Below are 21,356 nucleotides of genomic sequence, written 5' to 3' on the forward strand. Positions count from 1 at the left end.
CCGCCCCTAAAATATATCTTTTTTCCTAAATTGATGTAGACCAAACAAAATAAACAGCAAAAACGATACAAAGCACACCGCAAACATGATCGGGCCTTTTCCGTCTGTTCCAAACATCTCGGTCAATCCGCTTACAATCGGATAGGTCCATGGGTAAAAAATCCAATACTTTTCTGAGTTGGCAACCAGCATCGAAGGTAAGCTCAAGCCTATCCCTGCTGCGAGCGGAATTCCAAAATGAGAGAAGCGATAGCTTAAATAAAATTGCAGCGAAATTATAGGAAGTGAAGCAATGGCAGATATAAGCGGCCTTTTAACTACCATTTCAATCGGTATCGGCCCGTTTGCCTTGATTGAAATTCCTGCTAAAACCATTCCCGCTATCAAAACAAAGACACTGTAAAAAATAATGAACAGGCTGATGATCAATTTTGACAAATAGACGGATTCTCTTTTTACAGGCAAGGATAAAAGCTGTTTCCAGCTGTTACTGCTGTGTTCCATTCTTGCCATAATCGCGATAACAACGGCAATCAAGACCGGAAATAGAAGCCATGTATATTGGGACATGGTTCCTGTGTACATCGTTCCCCATAAGTTTGGTTCAGTTTCTTCCTTAGATAAGGCAAATAACCGGCCTTGAAAAACGGCAAGAAGCGGAAGCAATGTTGCCGTAAGAATTAATTTTGTTCGCCTTAATTTATACCATTCTAACTTAAGGACCTTTAACATGTTTCTTCCTCCTTATAAAATATCCCTTCTTTTAAATTCAAAAATTCCTAATAATAAAAAGACGGCACAAGAGAAAACTCCGCCTACAATAGCTGTAGCTTGCTCATTTCCCTCAAGCGAATAAGCAAAATAAGGGTAAAGATAAGGTGAAAATTCCTTTAAATCCGGTGCTTGAAATAATAGAATCAATGAAATGACCATACCGAGAAATCCGATCAAAATGGCATTTATTTGATTTTTCAACAGAGAACTTACCCAATTATGAATGGCTGCTGAACCAAGAATACCGGCATATTGGTAAAAAACATATTTCATGTACAAATCGGCTTCAAACGGCTCCGGAAAGCCAATGACTTTTCCAACAAGAAAAAGACCAAGCGAATTCAAAGTTATCAATAGGCAGCTAAAAAAAACAATGACCGAAAATTTAGATAGAAACGCTGATGTTCTTGAAACCGGCAAACTTAATAGGCTCTTCCAGGCACCCTGTTTTGCTTCGGTATAATGGATGATAGCACTGATTACACCTACGAACACCGGCAAAAACATCCCCCAGTTTAAGACTAAATGATTTTCGACGAGAAGCATTTCCCACGATGAAATCCCTTTTTCCTGCACACGGAAATATAGGTAATCATCATATCTGATGTACATATCCAAAAACATGGCAGAAGTCGTTCCGAGCGGAATCACTAATAAAAACAACCAAATGAGCCCTCTTTTTTGCTTGAGAAAGTCGGCTGTTACCAGGTTTAAGAACCTCATCTCCCGTCCTCCTTTGCAGTAATATTCAAGAAGATTTGCTCGAGCGTCTCTTTTTTTTGGCCCAAGTGATAAACATCAAATTCACCAAGAACGAGCTCTCTGTTTATTTGTGCAGGATTGACGGAGTGATCTTTCACAATAATTCCATTCTCATTTATCTTTATGGAATATCCTTTTTCTTTTAAAAAATTGGCAGCCTCGCAGACCGGGTTTGCTCCGATATTAATATGCGACTCTCCTCTTGAGCGAAGTTCATCTATCGTTCCCTGAAAGATTAGTTTTCCTTTATGGATAATTCCAACATGGTTTGCAATCAATTCGATTTCGCTTAAAATATGACTTGACACCAATACTGTCATTCCCATTTTTTCCGGCAAGTTTTTAATTAAATGGCGTATTTCTTGAATGCCTGCCGGATCAAGGCCGTTTGTCGGTTCGTCAAGAATCAGCAGTTCAGGATTTCCAAGAAGAGCCTGTGCAATTCCAAGACGCTGCTTCATTCCTAGCGAATATTTTTTTACCAGTTTATTTTTAACATCTGAGAGTTTCACAATGTCTAAAACTCTGTCAATCTCTTTTTTATCAACCTCAAGAATTTTTCTTGTAATCTCAAGGTTTTCATATGCCGTTAAATGCCCGTAATAAGAAGGGCTTTCTACGAGCGAGCCTACTTTCTTGAGAATCTCCATTCTGTTTTTGTCAATTGGTTTGCCGAACAGGTGGACGATGCCCTTTGACGGCTTGATTAGACCGAGAAGCATTCGAATGGTTGTGGACTTGCCGGCTCCATTTGGGCCAAGAAAACCGTAAATTTCGCCCTTTGGAACTCTCAAATCAATATCGTTCACGGCCGTAAAACTTCCGAATCTCTTTGAAAGATTCCTAGTTTCAATAATCAAATTCTCCATTACAATCTTCCTCCTCCATTATTTACAAATTGAATATAATCACCTTATCTTAACTCCACGTTCAGCCAACCTTAAATTCATCTTAATTTTTAGAAAGGCTCTTTTCGCAGATTTTTTTAAATATTGAGGGTCTGGCCCGCTTCGCATAAAAGCGTTAACGCGTTAAAGCATTGAGGGTCTGGCCCGCTCCACGTTAAAGCGTTAAAGCGTTGAGGGCCAGGCCCCTTCACCGAACGGTTTTGTTCAGACTTAGTTGGAAGGTCTGCGAAACAGTTAAGCAAAGTAGCACGGTTTAACCAGGCACGCTTGCGGATTTTCCACAATCCTCACGTCAATCTTCATAAGTGCATGCTTGAATTTGGGTACTGGAAGGCATATGGAGTTCAATTCGAAAGTGAACCGAAGCAAAAGCAATGGGGAGCTTTTGCGACATTCCTTGATGAAGACGGAAACTCATATGTATTAAAAGGATAAAGTCGGTAAGCCAATTATCGTGTTGTACAGAATCCAACACATCCCGGGAACAGACCAAATCTGTTCCCTTTTATTATTTTTCAGACTGAGGTTTACTTGCCTGTTCTCTTCTTTTTTGAAAAAAGGAAAGAAGCGATCCAATAACTAATAAAAAAATAAATAAAACTACAATAAATAATTCAATAACTTCCATCAAAAGAAAAGGATTAAATACTTTGCGCAGCGCAGTTGTAATATCAAACCCTAGAAGAATATCGATACCTAAAGACAATCCCATTAAAAGCCCCATCATCAAAATGGCAATACCAATGTTTTTCATTTCTGATCACTCTCCATCCATATCTTTTTCCTTCACCAAACTGTTATACCTTTAAGATATAAATGTATAACTGAGGTAAATACTGCGAAAAATATTATAAAAAAAGAAAGGTATTTTATGGTATGCCTTCATTTTTTAAACGAAAAAAACAAGAGAAAAACAGTCAAGAACAGTCCAATAAACGTTTTTTTGATCCTATTGATTATTCATTGTCAGCAAATCTTGAAATCATAAAACAGAAAACAGGAAACAGTTCAGATCTAGTCATCCGAACGTTGAAAATCGGCAATCATTCTGAGATTAGAACCGCAATTATTTATGTGGAAGGCATTGTAGACACTCAATTCATCAACGATTTCATAATCGAATCCATGGCGATTAATCGTGATTTACAAGAAAAGCTTATTCGAAAAAAAGCTTTGGAAATCATCACAGAAGAGATGGTTGGTATCGGCAAAGTAAAAACAGTAAGTGACTGGGATGAGTTATTTTTATCGCTAATGTCAGGAGAAACCATTATTTTAGTCGATGGAATAAATAAGGCATTAAGCGCTAGTACAAAAGGCGGAGAAAAACGAGCAATTCAGGACCCAAGTACCCAGATTTCAGTCCGTGGTTCAAGAGAAGGATTTACGGAAAACATTCGGACAAATACAGCAATGGTGCGTAGGCTTATTAAAAATCCGGACTTATGGCTTGAGTCGATGACAATCGGCAAGATTACAAAAACAGATGTTGCGATCATGTATATAAATGGAATTGCCAAAGATAAAATCGTCGAAGAAGTGCGCAATCGATTAAAAAGGATTGATATCGACAGCATTCTAGAATCGGGTTATATTGAACAGCTGATTGAAGATCAGACGATGACAACATTTCCGACACTTTACCATACAGAAAGGCCGGATATCGTTGCCGGCAATCTTCTTGAAGGAAGGATTGCCATTTTTGTAAACGGTACTCCGTTTGTGCTCTTAGCCCCTGCTGTATTTATTCAGTTTTTCCAATCCGTCGAAGATTATTATGCTCGTTTCGATCTCTCAACGGCCCTTCGCTTTTTGCGAATTTTAACTTTCTTTATTTCCCTTGTTGGACCTGCTGTATATATTTCTGCCACTACATTTCACCAGGAGATGATTCCAACACAGTTATTGGTTGCAATTGCGGCTCAGAGGGAAGCGGTGCCTTTTCCGGCATTTGTCGAAGCGGTCATAATGGAAGTATCGTTTGAAATTTTACGAGAAGCAGGGATCCGATTGCCAAAAGCCGTAGGCTCGGCAGTATCGATCGTCGGCGCTCTTGTGATCGGACAGGCAGCCGTACAGGCCGGAATTGTTTCACCGGCAATGGTGATTGTCGTAGCAATCACAGCAATCGCCAACTTTGCAACTCCTTCTTTTGCGATTGCGATTTCTGCGCGTTTAATTCGGTTTTTGTTTATGATCAGTGCGGCAACATTTGGTTTCTATGGAATTATTATAGGAATTATCATGATGACCGCTCATTTATGCAGCCTGCGTTCATTTGGCGTTCCCTATATGTCTCCGATTGCGCCGTTCATTCCGGCAAATGCAGGTGATACATTCGTCCGAGTTCCATGGTGGGCTTTGAGAAAAAGACCAAGACTATTCAACGATGAAAACCCTGTTCGTGAAGGGAAAAATCAGAGACCGCAGCCTCCTGAAAAACCCGGGATGGTCAATCGTGACATCGAAAAAGGTGACCGGAATGAATCATAAAAGAATTTTTCTTTTCTTAATATTGACAATCACACTGTTGCTCTCAGGGTGCTGGAGTAAAAAGGAGCTAACCGATCTTGCATTTATTTCGGCCTTGGGCATTGACATAAATGAAGAGGGCAGGTATATCGGAACCTTTCAAATTATCAATCCGGGAAACGTGGCAGGGGGCCTGCAAGGCGGCGGTGGGAGCGATCAGAGCCCGCCATTTAATGTGTTTTCCGCTACCGGAGACAATATATTTGAAGTGAGACGAAGTGCATCATCCAAGGTTTCGCGAAGGCTGTATTTTGCTCATACAAACCTTGTCGTCATCAGTGATGAACTGGCAAAAAAACAAGGCATCACCACTATTTTTGATGCTCTTGATCGTGATCCTGAATTCCGAAGCACGGCGACAGTTGTGATTGCCCGTGATATAAAAGCAGCTGATATTGTTAAAACGTTGACGCCTATCGATAAAATTCCGGCAAATAAAGTGATTAAAACATTAAAGTTTACGGAAAAAAGATATGGAGAGCATATGAAAGTCAATATTCAAGAAGTTATGAAATCTCTCGTAACTCCCGGAAAAGAACCAGTTATCACCGGATTTCAGTTAGACGGGTCTGCCAGTTATGCAAAAAAGCTCGAGAATATTCAAGAAACCGCTCCTAAAGCATCCCCTGAAGCCAGCGGTCTAGCCATTTTTAAAGAGGGGAAATTGATCGACTGGTTTCAAGGGGAAACGGCAAGAGGTGTAATATGGGGACTAGATAAAATCAAAGCAACCGATATCAATATCAACTGGGAAGGAAAAAAAGAGGCCATCGCTTATCAAGTAATCCGTCAAAAAACGAAGGTCTCTGCTAACATGAAAAATGAAAAACCGAAAATTTCTATTCATGTCCGTGCAGAAGGAGACATTGGCGAGGTAACGGTACCTATTGATTTAAGCAATCCGCGCGTACTGTCGAACATAGAAAAAGCATTGGAAAAAGAAATCAAGAAAGAAATACATGATGCCATTCAACGCGCCCAGAAAAATAAATCGGATATTTTCGGTTTCGGCGAAGCGTTGCACCGTTCCGATCCGGAAGCATGGAAAAAGATGAAACACGATTGGAGTGATGTTCACTTCCCTGAGTTAGAAGTGTCAGTAACGGTAGATGCTTTTATACGCCGCACCGGTTTAAGAAATAAACCGCACCTTTCTGATATAGAAATGAACCGTTAATGAAAAGGAAGTGACAAATCAGTGGAGAAAGCGAAAATCAATGCAGGCCAGCTGTTTGTCCTGATTTTATTATTTGAACTAGGCAGTGCTTTGTTGCTCCCCATTGCGATTGAGGCGAAACAAGATGCTTGGCTTGCCATTCTAATTGGAATGGCAGGCGGCTATTTATTATTTTTTGTCTATCATCGTCTCTATCAATTTTATCCTGATATCTTACCAACAGAATATGCGCAAAGAATAATGGGGAAAGTTTTCGGTCGGGTAATTGCCTTTCTTTACATAATCTATTTTGCCTATCTGGCTGCAAGGGTGCTGCGAGATTTCGGAGAGATGCTCGTAACATTTTTCTATACGGAAACTCCTTTGTTCATCTTGAACGCATTATTGATGGTTGTAATTGTTTATACTATTCGAAAAGGAATCGAGGTATTAGCAAGAACAGGGGAATTGCTTTTTGTAATCATATATTTACTTGCTATTTCCGGTTTTATTCTTATTGTTGCTTCAGGTTCAATAAATATTAATAATTTAAAACCGGTTCTTGAAGAGGGATTTTGGCCGGTAATGAAAGCTGTATTTACTGAAACCTGGTACATTCCGTTTGGGGAAGCGATCGTTTTTGCGATGATTTTCCCTTATTTGAATAACCCAAAAAAGGCGAAAATCACCGGATTATTGGCCCTTGGGTTAAGCAGCATCAACCTGGCTCTTGTAATGGCTATTAACATCAGTGTTCTCGGTGTTAATCTCACTTCACGTTCGCAATTTCCTTTGCTCAGTACAATACAAACAATCCAAGTAGCAGAGTTTTTAGAACGTCTGGATGTTTTTTTTATGATTGCCTTAACGATCTGCGCCTTCTTTAAAATAAGCGTATATATGTATGCAGCTGTAACAGGCACTGCAAACTTATTTCACGTCAAAGAAACTTCTCAGTTAGTTTATCCGATTGGAATTGTCATTTTATTTTTATCCATCATAATTGCCAGCAATTTTTCGGAACACTTTAAAGAAGGATTACAGGTTGTTCCGCTTGTTTTGCATCTTCCTTTTCAAGTAATCATCCCCCTTTTGTTTCTCGTTATTGCTTTTATTAAAAATAGGAAAAAACTATAAAAAATTTTACCGTACCCTATTGGAAACACTAAAATGAAAGGAGGTATTCAAAATGGCAAGAAAAAATAAAATTCTCGTTCCAGAAGCTAGAGAGGGACTCAATAAACTAAAAGCAAAGGTCAGCGGGGCAAAAAATCCCGATGAAGCAAAGTTTGAAATTGCAGAAGAAGCTGGAATTCCTCTGAAAAGAGGATATAATGGCAACCTGACTGCCCACCAAGCAGGGAAAATTGGCGGAAATATCGGCGGCAGCATGGTACGTGAACTAGTAAAAATGGCTGAGCAAAGTTTAATAAATAAACAATCCAAAAGATGAGGCCTCTCGTTTTCACGAGGCCTCAAACACTAAAAATTTCATTTTCAATACCTTAATGTGGCTACCGATTTGCTGACCGTAATTTCATCCAAATTGTAGCCTTTATTTCTCAAATAATATTCAACACCATTTTTGGCAATCGCAATATTATTTTTAGGCCCGATTGTGACATGGCGTACGGGAAGTTTTTCTACAAAATGAATCTGAATATAAGGAATGACAATGCCATTTCGTGCTCTGAAAAGTACTTCTGTCTCCTGTTTTCTATCTCTTCTTCTTGTCAAGGCTATCCGATACTCCTCTTCATTTCGGAACGATTCGTGTTTAAAAAAGATTGAGAAAGACGTGATAACCAAAAAGAAATGATGATACAAATTTTCAGCCATTTCTTCAAAGCTAAAACGGTCTTTAAATTGATAAACACAGTCAAATGAACGGATTAATGCTTCCATTAACATTTTTTCCTGCTGATCTTTATCGTAAAAGACTTTTCCATAGAAGATGTTGAATTCATGTTCAATTCTTTTTTTCACCTCATTCATTCTATCGATCAATGCTTCTGTCGAAAAACCAATATTATAGCCGTCTCCTTTAGAATAATGGTACCAGAGGGTCAAAGAATCTTGATTTTGTGTTAAAGAAAGTACGTAAACTTCAAAGTCATCAATAGTGATATCATGAATAAATTTGCCGATCGCAACCTTTAATTGTTTAATAAAATCGTTTCTTATTATAGCATCTGTCCCGCTGTTTCCATATTTTTCGATAATTCGGTTCTCGAGCTTATTTATCGTATCATTGGCAACCTTTTCAATATAGATAAGTTCGCTTGAATCATTAAGAAAATTTCCTTTGGACATCCAGAGGTTATTGCTTTCAATCATTCCCATAAAACGATCCAAACTTGTATAGTGGTAAAGCACCTTCTTTGTTTGGTTTGTATTCCGAATTATTTCTCCCATAAACTCCCAAAACTGCTTTGATAACATCTCATTAATCTCTTTTATAACAGGCATCCGCTTTCCTCCAGTTTTTGTATTGCCTAGTCCGGCTCCTGTAATAAATTATATGAGCCCATTGAGAAGGTTAAAAACGAATATTTTATATTTTGCCCGAAAAAAGCGGATTTCAACCATATATTAAATACAGGGAGTTATTTCTATTCTTTTTGAATCCCAAACCTTGCGTTTATTTGCCCCCGAAGCATTTGATTACGCACCTTTCTGTCTTCTTCTTTTCGCTTTTCTTTTGCTTTTAGCATTTCCTGCCTGATTTCATATGTTTGAATTCCCTCTTCCCGCTTATTGGCAATTTCAATAAGCTGTTCTACATCAGCAAAGGAATATTTTCTGTTGCCGCCTTCCGTACGTTCGGGAAAAATAAGCTTCCTCTCCTCATAGTATCGAATTTGCCGTTCTGATAATCCTGTTAGTTCACTGACGATTCCTATCGTGATTACTTTTCTTGTTTTATAGGAAGGATCAATTGCCATCGCTTTTCACACCTCTTTCATAATCAACACCTTTAATAAAATTATACACATAACAGACTTGATGTTAACATATTTATGTAAGAAAATCTGACATTAAAATATAAATATGATAGGAAATATAACATCTCTGAAGAATTCATTTTTGAAATATTGTAAAATGCGAATATACAAAGTTAAAGGAGGATGAGTTAATGATGGTTTTGCAGGAAGTAATCCAAATGGCGAAAAAAATTGTAGAGCTTGACCAATTGAGGGATGAAATTTGGGAAGAATTTGCCAAAGCCGCTGGCGATGATGCCTATGAACTGCTGCGAAAAGTGCAGAACAGCTTATAATTGGGACAATACGAAAAAACTCGCTAAAATTTTTTTCTATCAACTACCTGACTGAACACATATGATAATGTGATGAGACATTGGAGGTGATGTTGTGGCAGTTGTAAAGGCAACAGAATCAGACATTAATCTTTTGGCAAGATTGTTAAGGGCAGAAGCTGAGGGAGAAGGTAGATTGGGAATGCTGCTTGTCGGCAATGTCGGCATAAATCGTATCAGAGCAAACTGTTCCGATTTCAAAGGGATACGTACGATCCCGCAAATGGTCTTTCAGCCGCATGCTTTTGAAGCCGTCACGAAAGGATATTTTTATCAGAGGGCAAGGGAAAGCGAAAAACAGTTAGCCCGACGCTCAGTAAAAGGAGAAAGAAATTGGCCGGCCAAATTCAGTTTGTGGTATTTCAGGCCTCCGGGCGATTGTCCTCCTACATGGTATAATCAGCCGCATGTAGGTCGTTACAAACTTCACTGTTTTTATGAACCAACCGCCGAAACGTGTGAAAATGTTTATAATACGTTTTAATGGCGCTGATCGGGCGCCTTTTTGTTATATTTTCAAGAATAGCGCAAGCGCCTTGATCAGGCCCGACAGCTGCTTGAGGTCCTGCCGGTGAAGTCGCTCTTTGACTTCATTGGCTGGCGTGACGTGACCTCGAGGGCCTAGGCGCTGGTGCTGAACAGTTTTCAAAGTCAAGCAAGGCCTTCACCAAAACGAATAAATTATTTCTCATCTTTGCAAAAAACACCATCTATCAGTCATGCAGTCACCTCATTTACCTTTTGGTGAACAAAACAGCTAAATAAATCAAAAACAATAGCCCAATACCCGCGAACATCCATCCAACAAAACTTAAATTAGTCATCGGTTAGAAATGATAATTTAAATATGTGCATTTTCAAAAACAAAGGGTCTGACCCTCCATTCCAACATTTAAACTAAACACTAATCATACCATTCTATATATCGTCATGTTGGAGGGAGTCAGACCTTTTTTTGCTAAACTCGTTATACTTGAAGAACTCCTTTTGCGGAGATCGTGATCCACTCATATAGCCGAAGTTTTACTTCAAATAGTGTTAACGGATCGCGGTACGTTTCAGGATTGGCTCTCATATTCTCCAGCCCTTTTTCTTTTTCACTGATTTCCTTTTGCGTTTCTTCTACCATTTGATTCAATACGGCAAACGGGTTTCTGAAGAAAATCGAAATATCACGTTCCAGCGATTTCTCAAACAATTCGAATTGAATAAGCAACTTTTTGCTAATTGTTTCGGTAACATCCAAATAATCCTCATTTTCAACAAATTGCTTGTATTTTTTATATAACATCGCATTGTTTTGCGGAAAGTTTCCAAACAACCTGCCGGCACTTTTCAATAACATTTGATATGGCGTGCGGCGGAGAAAAATATTTACCTTATCAATTTGCACGCCGCTTGTCATCCGGTCTGCATCCCGCCGCCAATCATCAAGCACTTTAAAGTCGCAATTCAGCTTAAGCCTCTCTTCCCCGTACATCGTATTAAAGCCCTCGCTGATTTCATCCAGGAATGATTGGCAGTGATTAAGTTCATCATTTGCCGTTACAATCCATTCCTGAAGAGAACTATAAATATTAGGCAAGACCTTCTCGTTTACATAGGCATGCACTCTCCGGTTCATCTCATCATTCAGTTCAAGGTGAATTTTGCGGAAATCGCTGTCTTCTCGAATAATATCAGAACTTTCTCGTAAAATTTTAGGAATATTCTTGGAAAGATCTAATTTGATTTCCTCCAAAGCTTTACGGAACGTTCTCGTGATAATTCGCGCTTTTTCTTTTTCCAAATCAGTTAATTGATTGATTGCACCACTTAGTTTTGCAGCCATTTCTTCATTCCATTTAATTGAATCAGCCAAGCTGTTTTCTAGTTCTGCCCGTTTATCCAATAAATGCCTGATTAACTTACGAATAAAGATTAATATTTTTTCAATTCGATCGTCTTCATTAATTTGCCGGTTGAAGTTTTTCAAAAACTCTGCCAGATCATTTTGTTGTTTTCTGCTTCTTAATTGGGATGAATAGGCAAACACGTTCGCCTGCGGAAAAAATGCCCGAACTCTTGAACGAGTCTCTTCAACAATCTTGGCAGCTTCATGTTCATCATAAATTTCATCAATTTTATTGAGCAGAAAATGAATTGGAAGATTTGGCGCGTATTCCCGAATCTGCATAAGGATCTCTTGTTCTCTTTCAGTAAAAGGATCGTTCGCATCAAGAACAAATAATAAACTGTCGGCAAAATGAAGATATTTCAACGCCTCACTTTCAATCCGATTGCGTTCATTAAATCCCGGCGTATCAATAAGAGCTATGCTGTTTTCCTGTAAAATTGGCGACGGAAGAGAGAACTCAATAATCGCATTGTCGAAACTTTTATTCGACCGTCTCTCAACCAGATCCTGAAACTCCTGGAAACTTGAAACGGCCGATAATTCTTCATCGGATATTTTTCTAATCTCCGATTCGTCATGTCCCTTAAATAAAATAACGGATGATGTCGGACCAGTTAGGATATTTTCTCCAAGAACCGAATTGATAAAAGCAGACTTTCCATTTCCTGAAGTTCCTGCTATAAATAAACGATGTGTTTGGAAATCAACCAGTTCTCTAATGATCCATCTGAAGCGGTGGCCCGGTTCAACATGCTGCGCTTCCGCCCATTTTACGATTGAATCGAATAAAGTAAGGCTGTATTCCAAACCGTCTGTTTCATTGCGGGAATTGAAAATAAGATTTTCGGCATCATTAATAACCTCTGGACTAATACTGGTGGGAAATTTCTCGCTCCATGCCAATACCGCTGCGGAAGCAAATAAAACATGAGAACGATCGGCTATTTTAATCCAGTTCGTTAAAATGTTCGGAATAATCTCCGCCAAATCTTTCATTAAGTACTTTCCATCGATCAATTCAAAATAAGTTTCCTGATAAAGTGCTGACAGCTCTTTCCAAAATTGTTCCCGGTTTGCATCCATACTTAGGAAAAGGTGATTAAATTCCCGCAGCCATGAAAAATATGAACTCGCGTTTCTGTAAGAATTCCATAATGCCAAGACCATCTGTTCAAATCTTGCCTGATCCGCTCCATATAACACAACTAAGCTTTTTGAAAAATAATGTGGTGCAAAGCTTTTTGTTAATCCTTGTTCTGCATACGTTATTAAAATATCAAACCAATGATGAGACTCTGTGCGGATTGCTTCATTTACCGCCAATTCAATTGCGCTCTTCCAATCCTGGTGTTTTTCGAAAAAGGCTCGGGCAATGTCGGTAACATTCGGATAATCAGGATTAAACGATACCACTTTTTTAATTACTTGATCAGCTTTTTCAAGTCTGCCTTGGTCTATGTAAAGTGAAAATAATTGCAGCATTGCTTCTGATTGTAAAACACTGCTTTCCGCATCAATGGATTTATAAATCTCTTCGGCTGTTGATAATTGCCCGAGTTCATAATAACAATCCGCAATATTTTTCTTCGCCCACGGTTCTAAATCATTATGGGTGTTTTCCCATTTAAAAATAGCTGCTTCATAATCTTTGTTGTGAAAATATACTTCTCCTTGGGCAAAACGGATCGCGGAAAGGTCCGCTGTCCCATCTTTTTGCCCGGAAAGAAAGGCTTCCCCGAGCACACGGACAGGATTTTTTTCACCCGCTTCCATAAATGTTTCATAAAATGCTTTTTTGATCAGTTGATTTTCTAACGTCATTTTTATCCCCCGACCTATATATTTAATCAGTATCTCTTACATACCGTATTCTATAAAATATGAATACTTTCCTGTTTCTATCCTTAATATTCTATCAGACATACTTTTGCAGAAAGTTTCAAGTTGCTTTCATTTATAATACATTTTTTTATCGGAGTGTAAAATTTCAGCTATTTTATGTTATTTATTTGCTTAATATGTAAAAAGCTGCACAATCCGTCTGTGGATTTGTGCAGCTTTTTATAGCGCTGGATGATTTTTTCCTTGATTTTTTCGATTTAACAGCAAGTATTCCAATTTCACGGAACTATTCTGTTGCCAACCTTCTTTCAAGACGGCTTAACAAAAAGCTTAACGTTAGTGTCAACACCAGATATATTAGGGCAGCGGTCAGCAGCGGTTCCCACACACGATAATACTGTCCTTGCATGGCACGAGCCCAGTACATAAGTTCCGGAGCTGCAACAATGGCAGCGAGGGAAGATTCTTTAATGAGGACAACAAACTCGTTTCCTAGCGGTGGGATCATTCGTTTAAATGCCTGAGGCAAAATAGCATATTTCATTGCTTGAACATGGCTCATTCCTAATGAACGGGCCGCTTCCATTTGCCCCCGGTCTATCGATTGGATTCCTGCACGGAATATTTCCGCAATATAGGCTGCAGAGTTTAAAGACAGGGCGATAATAGTAGCAATTATTCCGTTTGTTTCTCCATTGAAAATCGGTACAACGCCAAAATGAATGATTAATATTTGAACAAAGAGCGGCGTACCCCGAAAAAACGTTATATAGCATTCAAACGGGAAAGAAATAAAATTATTTCTAATCATTTTTCCCAGCCCAATAAGTAATCCCAAAACCGTTCCAATCAAAATACCTGCAATCGACAAACCAATTGTCAGTAATGTCCCCTTCCAAAAAAAAGGAGCATATTCAGCTAAAATATCCAGTCGAAAATCCATAATGATCCCCCTATGAAACCGAAAATTGCGTAACACTTTTCAATCATTGGTTACGCAATTTTTCAGTTGGAAATTATTTCTGCTGTTTTTTCAATGTTTCTATATCAGGTTCTGTTCCAAACCATTTTTTATAAATTTTTGCATATGTGCCATTTTCAAAGACTTTGTTAATCGCAGCATCAAAATCTGCTTTGAGTTTGCTTCCTTTCTGGAACATTAGACCGTAATATTCTTTTTCAAAGGCGTTATCATCTTCAATTACAGTCAGCTTTTTATCAGGGTTATTTTTCGCATACTCTTCTACAACTGTATTATCAGCAACCACTGCGTCAGCGCCGCCGCTAGTCAGTTCCATGATTGCCAGATTGTTATTTTCAAATTTCTTAATTTTCTTGTTGTTTTTGCCGAGCAGCTTTTCAACCGCTTCTTGTCCTGTCGTGCCGTTTTGAACCGCTATTACTTTGTCTTTCAAGTCGGCTGCACTTTTAATATCACTGCCTTCAGGAACTAAAATCTTGTTGGTCGACAAAAAGTAAGGAACAGAAAAATCATACGTTTGTTTGCGCTCTTTATTAATGGTAATAGCAGACATCCCCAAGTCAGAGATATTGTCCTTAATTTCAACAAATAAAGGATCCCATCCTACGTTCACAATTTCAACTTCATAACCTGCTTCTTCTGCCACTGCTTTTACAAAATCTACATCAAAGCCGACAATTTCGCCTTTGTCCATATATTCAAACGGTGCATAGTTTGCATCCGTGGCAACTTTCAATTTTTTCTTTTCATTTCCCGAACTACCGTCAGGTTCTTTTTCCCCGACAGACTGGCTTGTACCACAAGCTGATAAAATTAATGAAAAAATTAAAAAAAACGTAAGAATTGAAAACTTTTTCATCTTATAACCACCTTTTAATTTAAATTTTTTAAATAATAAAAGAATAGCAAGCTATTTATTTTCTTTATTTTTTGACCCGCAATAATTATACCTTTGAAAGTGTATTCATGCAATATGACGAAAGAATAAACTTTATAGAAAAATAATAATAAGGCTGAATTTTTCTTAATTGTAATATGAAAAGTCTTAAAAATGAATAATAAATAATGTAGAAAAAATAAACAAAAAACCAATCTCTATAAAAATAGAGTTTTTCTGTCTTAAAGGGTTGATCTGTGAATCGGATAGTAAACCTTTATTATTGTACGTACTGCCTGAATTTTTTCCTGAAGTAGTAATAAATCATTACTAAATTATTCTTAATTCTAGGCCATATCAGCCGGAATTTTGGACTTATCGACGGAAATTGCTGTTCTAACCGCCTTATTGCCGTTCTAAGGTGGAAAATTATTAATACTTTCATTAAAATAGGAAATACATGTGGAATTGATTATAAAAAGAAAGGCTGAGATAGATTGGATCATAATTCTAACTTTATCAGAAGCATTATTAAAGAGGATCTCGAAACAGGTAAGCACAAGGAAATTATTACCCGTTTCCCTCCGGAGCCAAATGGCTACCTACATATAGGACATGCAAAATCAATAGTTATCAACTTCGGGCTTGCGGATGAATTCAATGGAAAAACAAATTTGCGTTTTGATGATACAAACCCATTGAAAGAAGATCAGGAGTATGTTGATGCCATCAAAGAAGATGTAAAGTGGCTCGGCTATGAATGGGATGAACTGTGTTTTGCGTCTGACTATTTTGAAGAAATGTACAACCGGGCAGTGTTGTTGATTAAAAAAGGAAAAGCATATGTCGATGACTTAACACCTGAACAAATCCGCGAATACCGCGGAACTCTGACTGAACCCGGAAAAGAAAGCCCATACCGCAACCGCTCTTTAGAAGAAAACCTTGATTTATTCGAACGGATGCGAAACGGCGAATTCGAAAGCGGAAGCAAAGTACTGCGTGCAAAAATTGACATGGCATCTCCTAACATTAACATGCGCGATCCTGTTTTATACCGAATTTCCCATGCCAGACACCACAACACCGGGGACAAGTGGTGCATTTATCCTATGTACGACTTTGCCCACCCAATCGGAGATGCGATCGAAGGAGTAACCCACTCCCTATGTACAACAGAATTTGAGGACCACCGCCCTCTTTATGACTGGGTTATCAAAGAGTGCGAAATGGAAAACCAGCCGCAGCAAATTGAGTTCGGCCGCTTAAACATCACTAACACAGTTATGAGTAAACGCAAATTGAAACAGCTTGTGGATGAAGGGTATGTTGACGGCTGGGACGACCCGCGCATGCCGACCATTTCGGGACTAAGAAGAAGGGGCTATACACCTGAGGCGATCCGCGAGTTTGTAAAAGCAACTGGTGTTTCAAAAAGTTCCGGGGCCGTGGATGCTGCCATGCTGGAACACTTTGTAAGAGAAGATTTAAAGTTAAAAGCACCGCGTACGATGGCAGTACTGCGGCCATTAAAAGTCGTGATTGCAAATTATCCTGAAGATCAAGTGGAATTGCTCGATGCCGAAATCAATCCGGAAAATCCCGAAATGGGCATGCGCCAAATTCCTTTCTCGAGAGAGATCTATATCGAACGGGACGACTTTATGGAAAATCCGCCGAAAAAATATTTCCGACTTTTCCCCGGCAATGAAGTTCGCTTAAAACATGCTTACTTCATAAGGTGTGAAGAAGTTATTAAAGATGAAAACGGTGAAATTATTGAACTTCGCTGCACATATGATCCGGAAACAAAAAGCGGCTCCGGCTTTACAGGTCGGAAAGTAAAAGGCACGATTCACTGGGTTGACGCAAAACATGCCATTCCAGCTGAATTCAGGCTGTATGAGCCTCTCATTACCGATGAAGACGAAAACGAAGAAGAAAATGAGGAAAAAACATTCCTTGATTATGTGAATCCAAACTCATTAGAAACCGTCCAAGGCTTTATTGAACCAAATATGAAAGATGTAAAGCCATATGACAAATTCCAATTTTTTCGACACGGCTATTTCAGCGTAGATTCGAAACACTCAACAAAGGATAAAACTGTGTTTAACCGGATTGTTTCCTTGAAAAGCTCGTTTAAACTGTAAAAAATTAGCTGACTCATAAGGGTCATGCTCCCTCCGACAGTGAAAATAGTTGAAGGGGTATGTCCCTTTGCAATTGAGTCAGCCATTTTTTATGTTGATTCATTTTACATGTAAAAACTTGACGCATACAGGATCTGGCACTTTTACACCAGACTGCAAGAGTTTAAGCTTTCCGGTTGACTCGTCCCGCAAAAATAACACAAGATTTCCAGACTCCTGGTTAGAAGCAATAACAAATTTTTCAGTAGGATCCAGGACAAAATCACGAGGCCATGATCCTTCAGTTGAAGTATGTTCTACAAAACTAAGCTCACCAGTATCTTGATTCACATTAAAAACAGCAATACTGTCATGTCCCCGATTTCCCGCATACACAAAGCGGCCATCTGAAGATATATGAATCGCACTGCCTTGATTATTTTCGCTGAAGTCTTCGGGTATTGTCGATATATATTGAAGCTCTGTAAAGCTGCCGTCTTCCGCATTATAAGCCAAAGCAATGACTTCTGAACTCAACTCTGTCATCACATAAGCATACTTGCCGTTTGGATGAAAAGCAATATGTCTTGGTCCGCTTCCCTGCTTTACTGACAAGGAATTCTTTTCTTTTAACTCTCCATTCCTTATTTCATATGTAAGAAGTTTATCAATTCCTAAATCTACGGCAACAACATACTTTTCATCAGGAGTAAATCCAGCGTAATGTGTATGCGCTTTTTCTTGTCTTTCTTTATTTGGACCTGAACCTTCATGTTGAATCGTTGATAAAACAGGGGTCAATGAGCCATTTTCTTTATTAATTTGAAATGATTCAACAGTCCCTTTGTGGTAATTGGCTGTTACTACTAAACTTTTTTCACTGTCGACACTTATATGGCAAGGCGCAGCACCTTTTGATACTTGGCTGTTTAATTTCGTAAGTTCTCCTGTTTTGCTATTTATGGAAAAAGCGGCTGCACCCCCTGACTCCCCTTCCTTGGCGACTGAGTATAGATATTGATTGTCTTTGGTTATTGATAAATATGTAGGATTTTCCAAATTTGCCGCGGCTTTTACGTTGCTCATGATTGCATTTTCCGTATCCAATGTAAAAGAATAAATCCCTTTGCTTTCCCCTTTTGTATAAGTGCCGACATAACCGATAAACGTACGATTGTGCAACATTGCCGTTACCTCCTTTTTCATAAAATAAATCTATGTTTTTATTGTATCATTAATTGGAAAAAAACAAAGATTTCATGTGTTGATCTCCCCTATTAAATGGAAGAAAATTACTGTTTATAAAAACGTAACACATGCCGGTTTCAATATAAAACTTCAATATAAAAAGAGTTACAATCCAGCAGATCATTTCTCTTCATAAAAATTTTGAACCCTTAATAAACTTTTGTATTTCCGCTTGAGACATCTAAATCAATTTTATGTTCTCCGGATCCGTGAATACCTTTTATTTTATTTTTATCCGTTTCTTGGTCCTTAAGCGGGAAATTACATGATATATTACCGCTGCTTACCTTTCCGTTTTCTACATCAAGTACAAATATTTCAAAATAGACTTGGAATGTATATGTAATTACTACCGGGGACTTATGTATAATGATTCAGCTGATTCTCAGAAAATAGCTAGTCAATTAGTAATAATAGTATTTTCCTACAGTTGCCCCCCTTATAATAATAAAAAAAATCAAAAATTATGTCAGATTATCTAACAAACTAATGGCGCAGAATTCGGTGGCATGTAACAATACATATAAATTTAATGTAATAAAACTTTACAAAAAAATTGGAGGGAGCAAAATTATGGATGCTACTTTTTTAATGAACAGTCTTTGGGTAATGGTAAGTGCTGTTCTCGTCATTTTAATGATTGGGGGGTTCATCCTGCTTGAAACAGGGTCGACCCGAATGAAAAACGCAGGACATATTGCCGGGAAAACCATACTTACATTTAGTATTGGGTCGCTCGTCTTTTGGGCTGTCGGGTACGGATTGATCTTTGGAAAAGGCAACGCACTTATCGGATTTTCTGATTTCTTTTATTCTGGATATGATGTAGAAAGCTTATCACTTTCCGGAGCCGTATTCTTTTTATTCCAGCTTGCTTTTGCAGGAATCTCATTAACAATTGCTTTTGGCGGTTTCGCGGAACGGGCCAAATTATCTGCCTATCTCGTTTTTGCAGTATTATTTTCAATTTTTGTTTATCCTCCAATTGCCCACTGGATTTGGGGCGGCGGATGGCTGGCAGAGCATGGCAAGCAGGACTTTGCAGGTTCAACAGTTGTACACTTAACAGGAGCTATGGCAGCACTTGCAGCAACAATTTTATTAAAACCTCGGATTGGAAAATTCAATAAAGACGGCTCCGCCAATAATCTTGAAGGCCACAATCAAGTGTTTACAGCATTAAGTGTTCTCCTTTTATGGGTAGGCTGGTTTGGGTTTAATGCAGGAAGTACGTTATCGGTTGACAAGGCATTCTTCGGTTTTGTAGCAGTTAATACTAACCTTGCAGCCGCTGCCGGAACCGTAGCTGCGATGATTATCTCATGGATTGTAATTGGAAAAGCAGACGTGCCTATGATGCTAAACGGCGCATTAGCTGGTTTAGTTGCAATCACCGCTTCTTGTGCTTTCGTCGAAACGTGGGCAGCCGTGGTTATTGGTTTTGTAGCTGGTATTCTCGTATTTTACAGTATTCGATTCTTTGAAAGAAGACAAATTGATGACCCGATTTTCGCACTGTCTGTCCATGGAACAGCAGGTGTTTGGGGAACGCTATCGACGGGATTATTTGCAACTAAAGAATTAGCAACCATCGGAAAACCTGGTCTGTTTTATGGCGGCGGATTTGAACAGCTCGGAGTTCAAGCACTGGGAGTTTTTACATCAGGAGCCTATGCATTTATCGTTTCATTTGCTATTTTATTTGTAATGAAAGCTGTGATGAAAGGGCTTCGAGTAACCGAAGAAGAAGAAATCATCGGTTTGGATATGAGTGAACACGGAAGCTACGGGTATCCGGAATTGCTTCGACCGGAACAAAAGCTTAATGCATAACTTACTGTCTTTCCGGACGAAAAGAATATATTAAAATTCCTTAAGGCGGTACCTCGCTTAAGCATTTAAAGCGAGGGATGACCGCCTTTAAGATTTTATATATAGAAGGGTGCGGAGCGATTATGAGTCACGATAGCTACTCTGAGATAAGAGACATCATGAATCAACAAAAAAAAATGTATTGCACGACCATATTGAGCTAAACCATCTCCATGATTACATCATGCAGCAGGTCATAATGGTATCGATTAGCCGTATAAATAAAGATCTCGGGCCCGCCCCATCTCCATTTTCATTTTTTGTCATGGGAAGTGCAGGCCGTTTCGAACAAGGCATTTGGAGTGATCAGGATCATGGGATCATCTACGACGAAAATAGCCAAAATGCGAAAGAATACTTCTTAACGTTAGGAAAAGAGATATCGGAAGGGCTTTTTCAAGCAGGCTACGCATTTTGCGACGGGGGTGTAATGGCAAGCAATCCTTTATGGTGCAAATCTTTTCCGGAATGGATGCAGCAATTAACGGACTGGATCTTGGAATCATCATGGGAATCGATCCGCAACCTGCTAATCTTTATTGACGGGCGGTCCTTGCATGGCGAACAATCGTATATCAAAAAGCTAAAGGAAATTATCTTTCATTCAAGCCAAAAAGAGAATTTGCTGGCGAGAATGCTTGATAACACAATGCATCTGAAAAAAGGCGTCGGTATTTTAGGACAATTTTTAGTAGAAACTCACGGAATACATTCCGGAATGATAAATTTGAAAGAAACAGCCTTCTTCCCTTTCGTAAATTCGATCCGACTATTAGCCATAAAAGAAAACATTATGGAAACATCGACTCTCTCCCGGCTGCACAATCTTTCCGAAAAAGTAATGCCGATTCAACACAAAAAATTAATTGAAGAACAGTTTATCAAACTATTAAACTTTCGTCTGACTTTATGTAATCATTCCGACTATGAATCAGGACATTTCTTAGATATTGAAAAGCTATCGAAAGAGCAAAAAAGAGAAATGAAAAATATCATCAAAATCGGTACCCATCTTTATCAAGAGATAAGAAAGCTGGCAGGGAAGGAAGTTTAAA

20 protein-coding genes are annotated in these 21,356 nt (G+C 38.6%); 9 read left to right on the forward strand and 11 right to left on the reverse strand.

The features are described from left to right. Positions 1-6: 6 nt before the first annotated feature. The 4 genes from PB1_RS04310 to PB1_RS04325 form a co-directional block, all read right to left on the reverse strand. Positions 7-732 carry an ABC transporter permease gene (locus PB1_RS04310; protein WP_003350976.1) on the reverse strand — a complete coding sequence of 242 codons (726 nt, stop codon included), beginning with the start codon at positions 730-732 and terminating at the stop codon, positions 7-9. Between the two features lie 12 nt (positions 733-744). Further along, on the reverse strand, positions 745-1,497 hold the full coding sequence (locus tag PB1_RS04315) for an ABC transporter permease (RefSeq protein WP_003350977.1): 753 nt from the start codon (positions 1,495-1,497) through the stop codon (positions 745-747). Then, positions 1,494-2,405 carry an ABC transporter ATP-binding protein gene (locus tag PB1_RS04320; protein WP_003350978.1) on the reverse strand — a complete coding sequence of 304 codons (912 nt, stop codon included), beginning with the start codon at positions 2,403-2,405 and terminating at the stop codon, positions 1,494-1,496. Before PB1_RS04320 ends, PB1_RS04315 begins: the two co-directional genes overlap by 4 nt. Before the next feature lie 547 nt (positions 2,406-2,952). After that, positions 2,953-3,198 carry a YczF family membrane protein gene (locus PB1_RS04325; RefSeq protein ID WP_003350980.1) on the reverse strand — a complete coding sequence of 82 codons (246 nt, stop codon included), beginning with the start codon at positions 3,196-3,198 and terminating at the stop codon, positions 2,953-2,955. 122 nt (positions 3,199-3,320) lie between these two features. Between PB1_RS04325 and PB1_RS04330 the strand changes: the two genes are divergently transcribed. Genes PB1_RS04330 through PB1_RS04345 form a run of 4 tightly spaced genes read left to right on the forward strand, consistent with a single transcriptional unit; the run spans position 3,321 to position 7,585 of the window. Continuing rightward, positions 3,321-4,937 carry a spore germination protein gene (locus PB1_RS04330; RefSeq protein ID WP_003350981.1) on the forward strand — a complete coding sequence of 539 codons (1,617 nt, stop codon included), beginning with the start codon at positions 3,321-3,323 and terminating at the stop codon, positions 4,935-4,937. Then, entirely contained in the window at positions 4,927-6,153 is a 1,227-nt protein-coding gene (locus PB1_RS04335) for a Ger(x)C family spore germination protein (RefSeq protein ID WP_003350982.1), read from the forward strand. The genes PB1_RS04330 and PB1_RS04335 overlap by 11 nt, the downstream gene beginning before the upstream one ends. 21 nt (positions 6,154-6,174) lie before the next feature. Continuing rightward, complete coding sequence (locus PB1_RS04340; RefSeq protein WP_003350983.1) at positions 6,175-7,269, forward strand: GerAB/ArcD/ProY family transporter; 1,095 nt, start codon at positions 6,175-6,177, stop codon at positions 7,267-7,269. 52 nt (positions 7,270-7,321) lie between these two features. Next, positions 7,322-7,585: an alpha/beta-type small acid-soluble spore protein gene (locus PB1_RS04345; RefSeq protein WP_003350984.1), complete on the forward strand. Its 264-nt coding sequence runs from the start codon at positions 7,322-7,324 to the stop codon at positions 7,583-7,585. Positions 7,586-7,629: 44 nt separating this feature from the next. Here PB1_RS04345 and PB1_RS04350 read toward each other — a convergent pair whose 3' ends face one another. After that, positions 7,630-8,601 carry a DUF2971 domain-containing protein gene (locus PB1_RS04350; RefSeq protein ID WP_003350985.1) on the reverse strand — a complete coding sequence of 324 codons (972 nt, stop codon included), beginning with the start codon at positions 8,599-8,601 and terminating at the stop codon, positions 7,630-7,632. Positions 8,602-8,744: 143 nt separating this feature from the next. Then, positions 8,745-9,077, reverse strand: a complete 333-nt coding sequence (locus tag PB1_RS04355; RefSeq protein WP_003350986.1) for a MerR family transcriptional regulator — start codon at positions 9,075-9,077, stop codon at positions 8,745-8,747. 191 nt (positions 9,078-9,268) lie between these two features. Here PB1_RS04355 and PB1_RS17345 point away from each other — a divergent pair, with 191 nt between their 5' ends. Both PB1_RS17345 and PB1_RS04360 read left to right on the forward strand, forming a co-directional pair. Next, positions 9,269-9,412 carry a hypothetical protein gene (locus PB1_RS17345; RefSeq protein ID WP_003350988.1) on the forward strand — a complete coding sequence of 48 codons (144 nt, stop codon included), beginning with the start codon at positions 9,269-9,271 and terminating at the stop codon, positions 9,410-9,412. Positions 9,413-9,506: 94 nt separating this feature from the next. After that, positions 9,507-9,935, forward strand: coding sequence for a cell wall hydrolase (locus tag PB1_RS04360; RefSeq protein WP_003350989.1), 429 nt, complete (start codon positions 9,507-9,509; stop codon positions 9,933-9,935). 483 nt (positions 9,936-10,418) lie between these two features. Here the strand turns inward: PB1_RS04360 and PB1_RS04365 are convergent, their stop codons facing one another. The 3 genes from PB1_RS04365 to PB1_RS04375 form a co-directional block, all read right to left on the reverse strand. Continuing rightward, positions 10,419-13,169, reverse strand: coding sequence for a dynamin family protein (locus PB1_RS04365; protein ID WP_003350990.1), 2,751 nt, complete (start codon positions 13,167-13,169; stop codon positions 10,419-10,421). A 307-nt stretch (positions 13,170-13,476) separates the two neighbouring features. Then, positions 13,477-14,133 (reverse strand): amino acid ABC transporter permease, encoded by a 657-nt coding sequence (locus tag PB1_RS04370; RefSeq protein ID WP_003350991.1) that lies wholly within the window; start codon positions 14,131-14,133, stop codon positions 13,477-13,479. 73 nt (positions 14,134-14,206) lie between these two features. Then, positions 14,207-15,031 (reverse strand): basic amino acid ABC transporter substrate-binding protein, encoded by an 825-nt coding sequence (locus PB1_RS04375; RefSeq protein ID WP_003350992.1) that lies wholly within the window; start codon positions 15,029-15,031, stop codon positions 14,207-14,209. Positions 15,032-15,546: 515 nt separating this feature from the next. Here PB1_RS04375 and PB1_RS04380 point away from each other — a divergent pair. Further along, complete coding sequence (locus PB1_RS04380) at positions 15,547-17,202, forward strand: glutamine--tRNA ligase/YqeY domain fusion protein (protein WP_003350993.1); 1,656 nt, start codon at positions 15,547-15,549, stop codon at positions 17,200-17,202. 99 nt (positions 17,203-17,301) lie between these two features. On the opposite strand, the gene PB1_RS04385 is transcribed toward PB1_RS04380, so the two are convergent. After that, positions 17,302-18,366: a lactonase family protein gene (locus PB1_RS04385; RefSeq protein ID WP_003350994.1), complete on the reverse strand. Its 1,065-nt coding sequence runs from the start codon at positions 18,364-18,366 to the stop codon at positions 17,302-17,304. Between the two features lie 212 nt (positions 18,367-18,578). Further along, on the reverse strand, positions 18,579-18,803 hold the full coding sequence (locus tag PB1_RS18680) for a DUF4097 family beta strand repeat-containing protein (RefSeq protein ID WP_337999016.1): 225 nt from the start codon (positions 18,801-18,803) through the stop codon (positions 18,579-18,581). 199 nt (positions 18,804-19,002) lie between these two features. On the opposite strand from PB1_RS18680, the gene PB1_RS04390 reads away from it, so the two are divergent. Further along, complete coding sequence (locus tag PB1_RS04390; RefSeq protein ID WP_003350995.1) at positions 19,003-20,262, forward strand: ammonium transporter; 1,260 nt, start codon at positions 19,003-19,005, stop codon at positions 20,260-20,262. Between the two features lie 238 nt (positions 20,263-20,500). Beyond that, entirely contained in the window at positions 20,501-21,355 is an 855-nt protein-coding gene (locus tag PB1_RS04395) for a DUF294 nucleotidyltransferase-like domain-containing protein (protein WP_003350996.1), read from the forward strand. Position 21,356 lies beyond the last annotated feature (1 nt).

Source organism: Bacillus methanolicus PB1 (genome assembly GCF_000262755.1).
In the GTDB taxonomy this organism is placed as follows: domain Bacteria; phylum Bacillota; class Bacilli; order Bacillales; family Cytobacillaceae; genus Bacillus_Z; species Bacillus_Z methanolicus.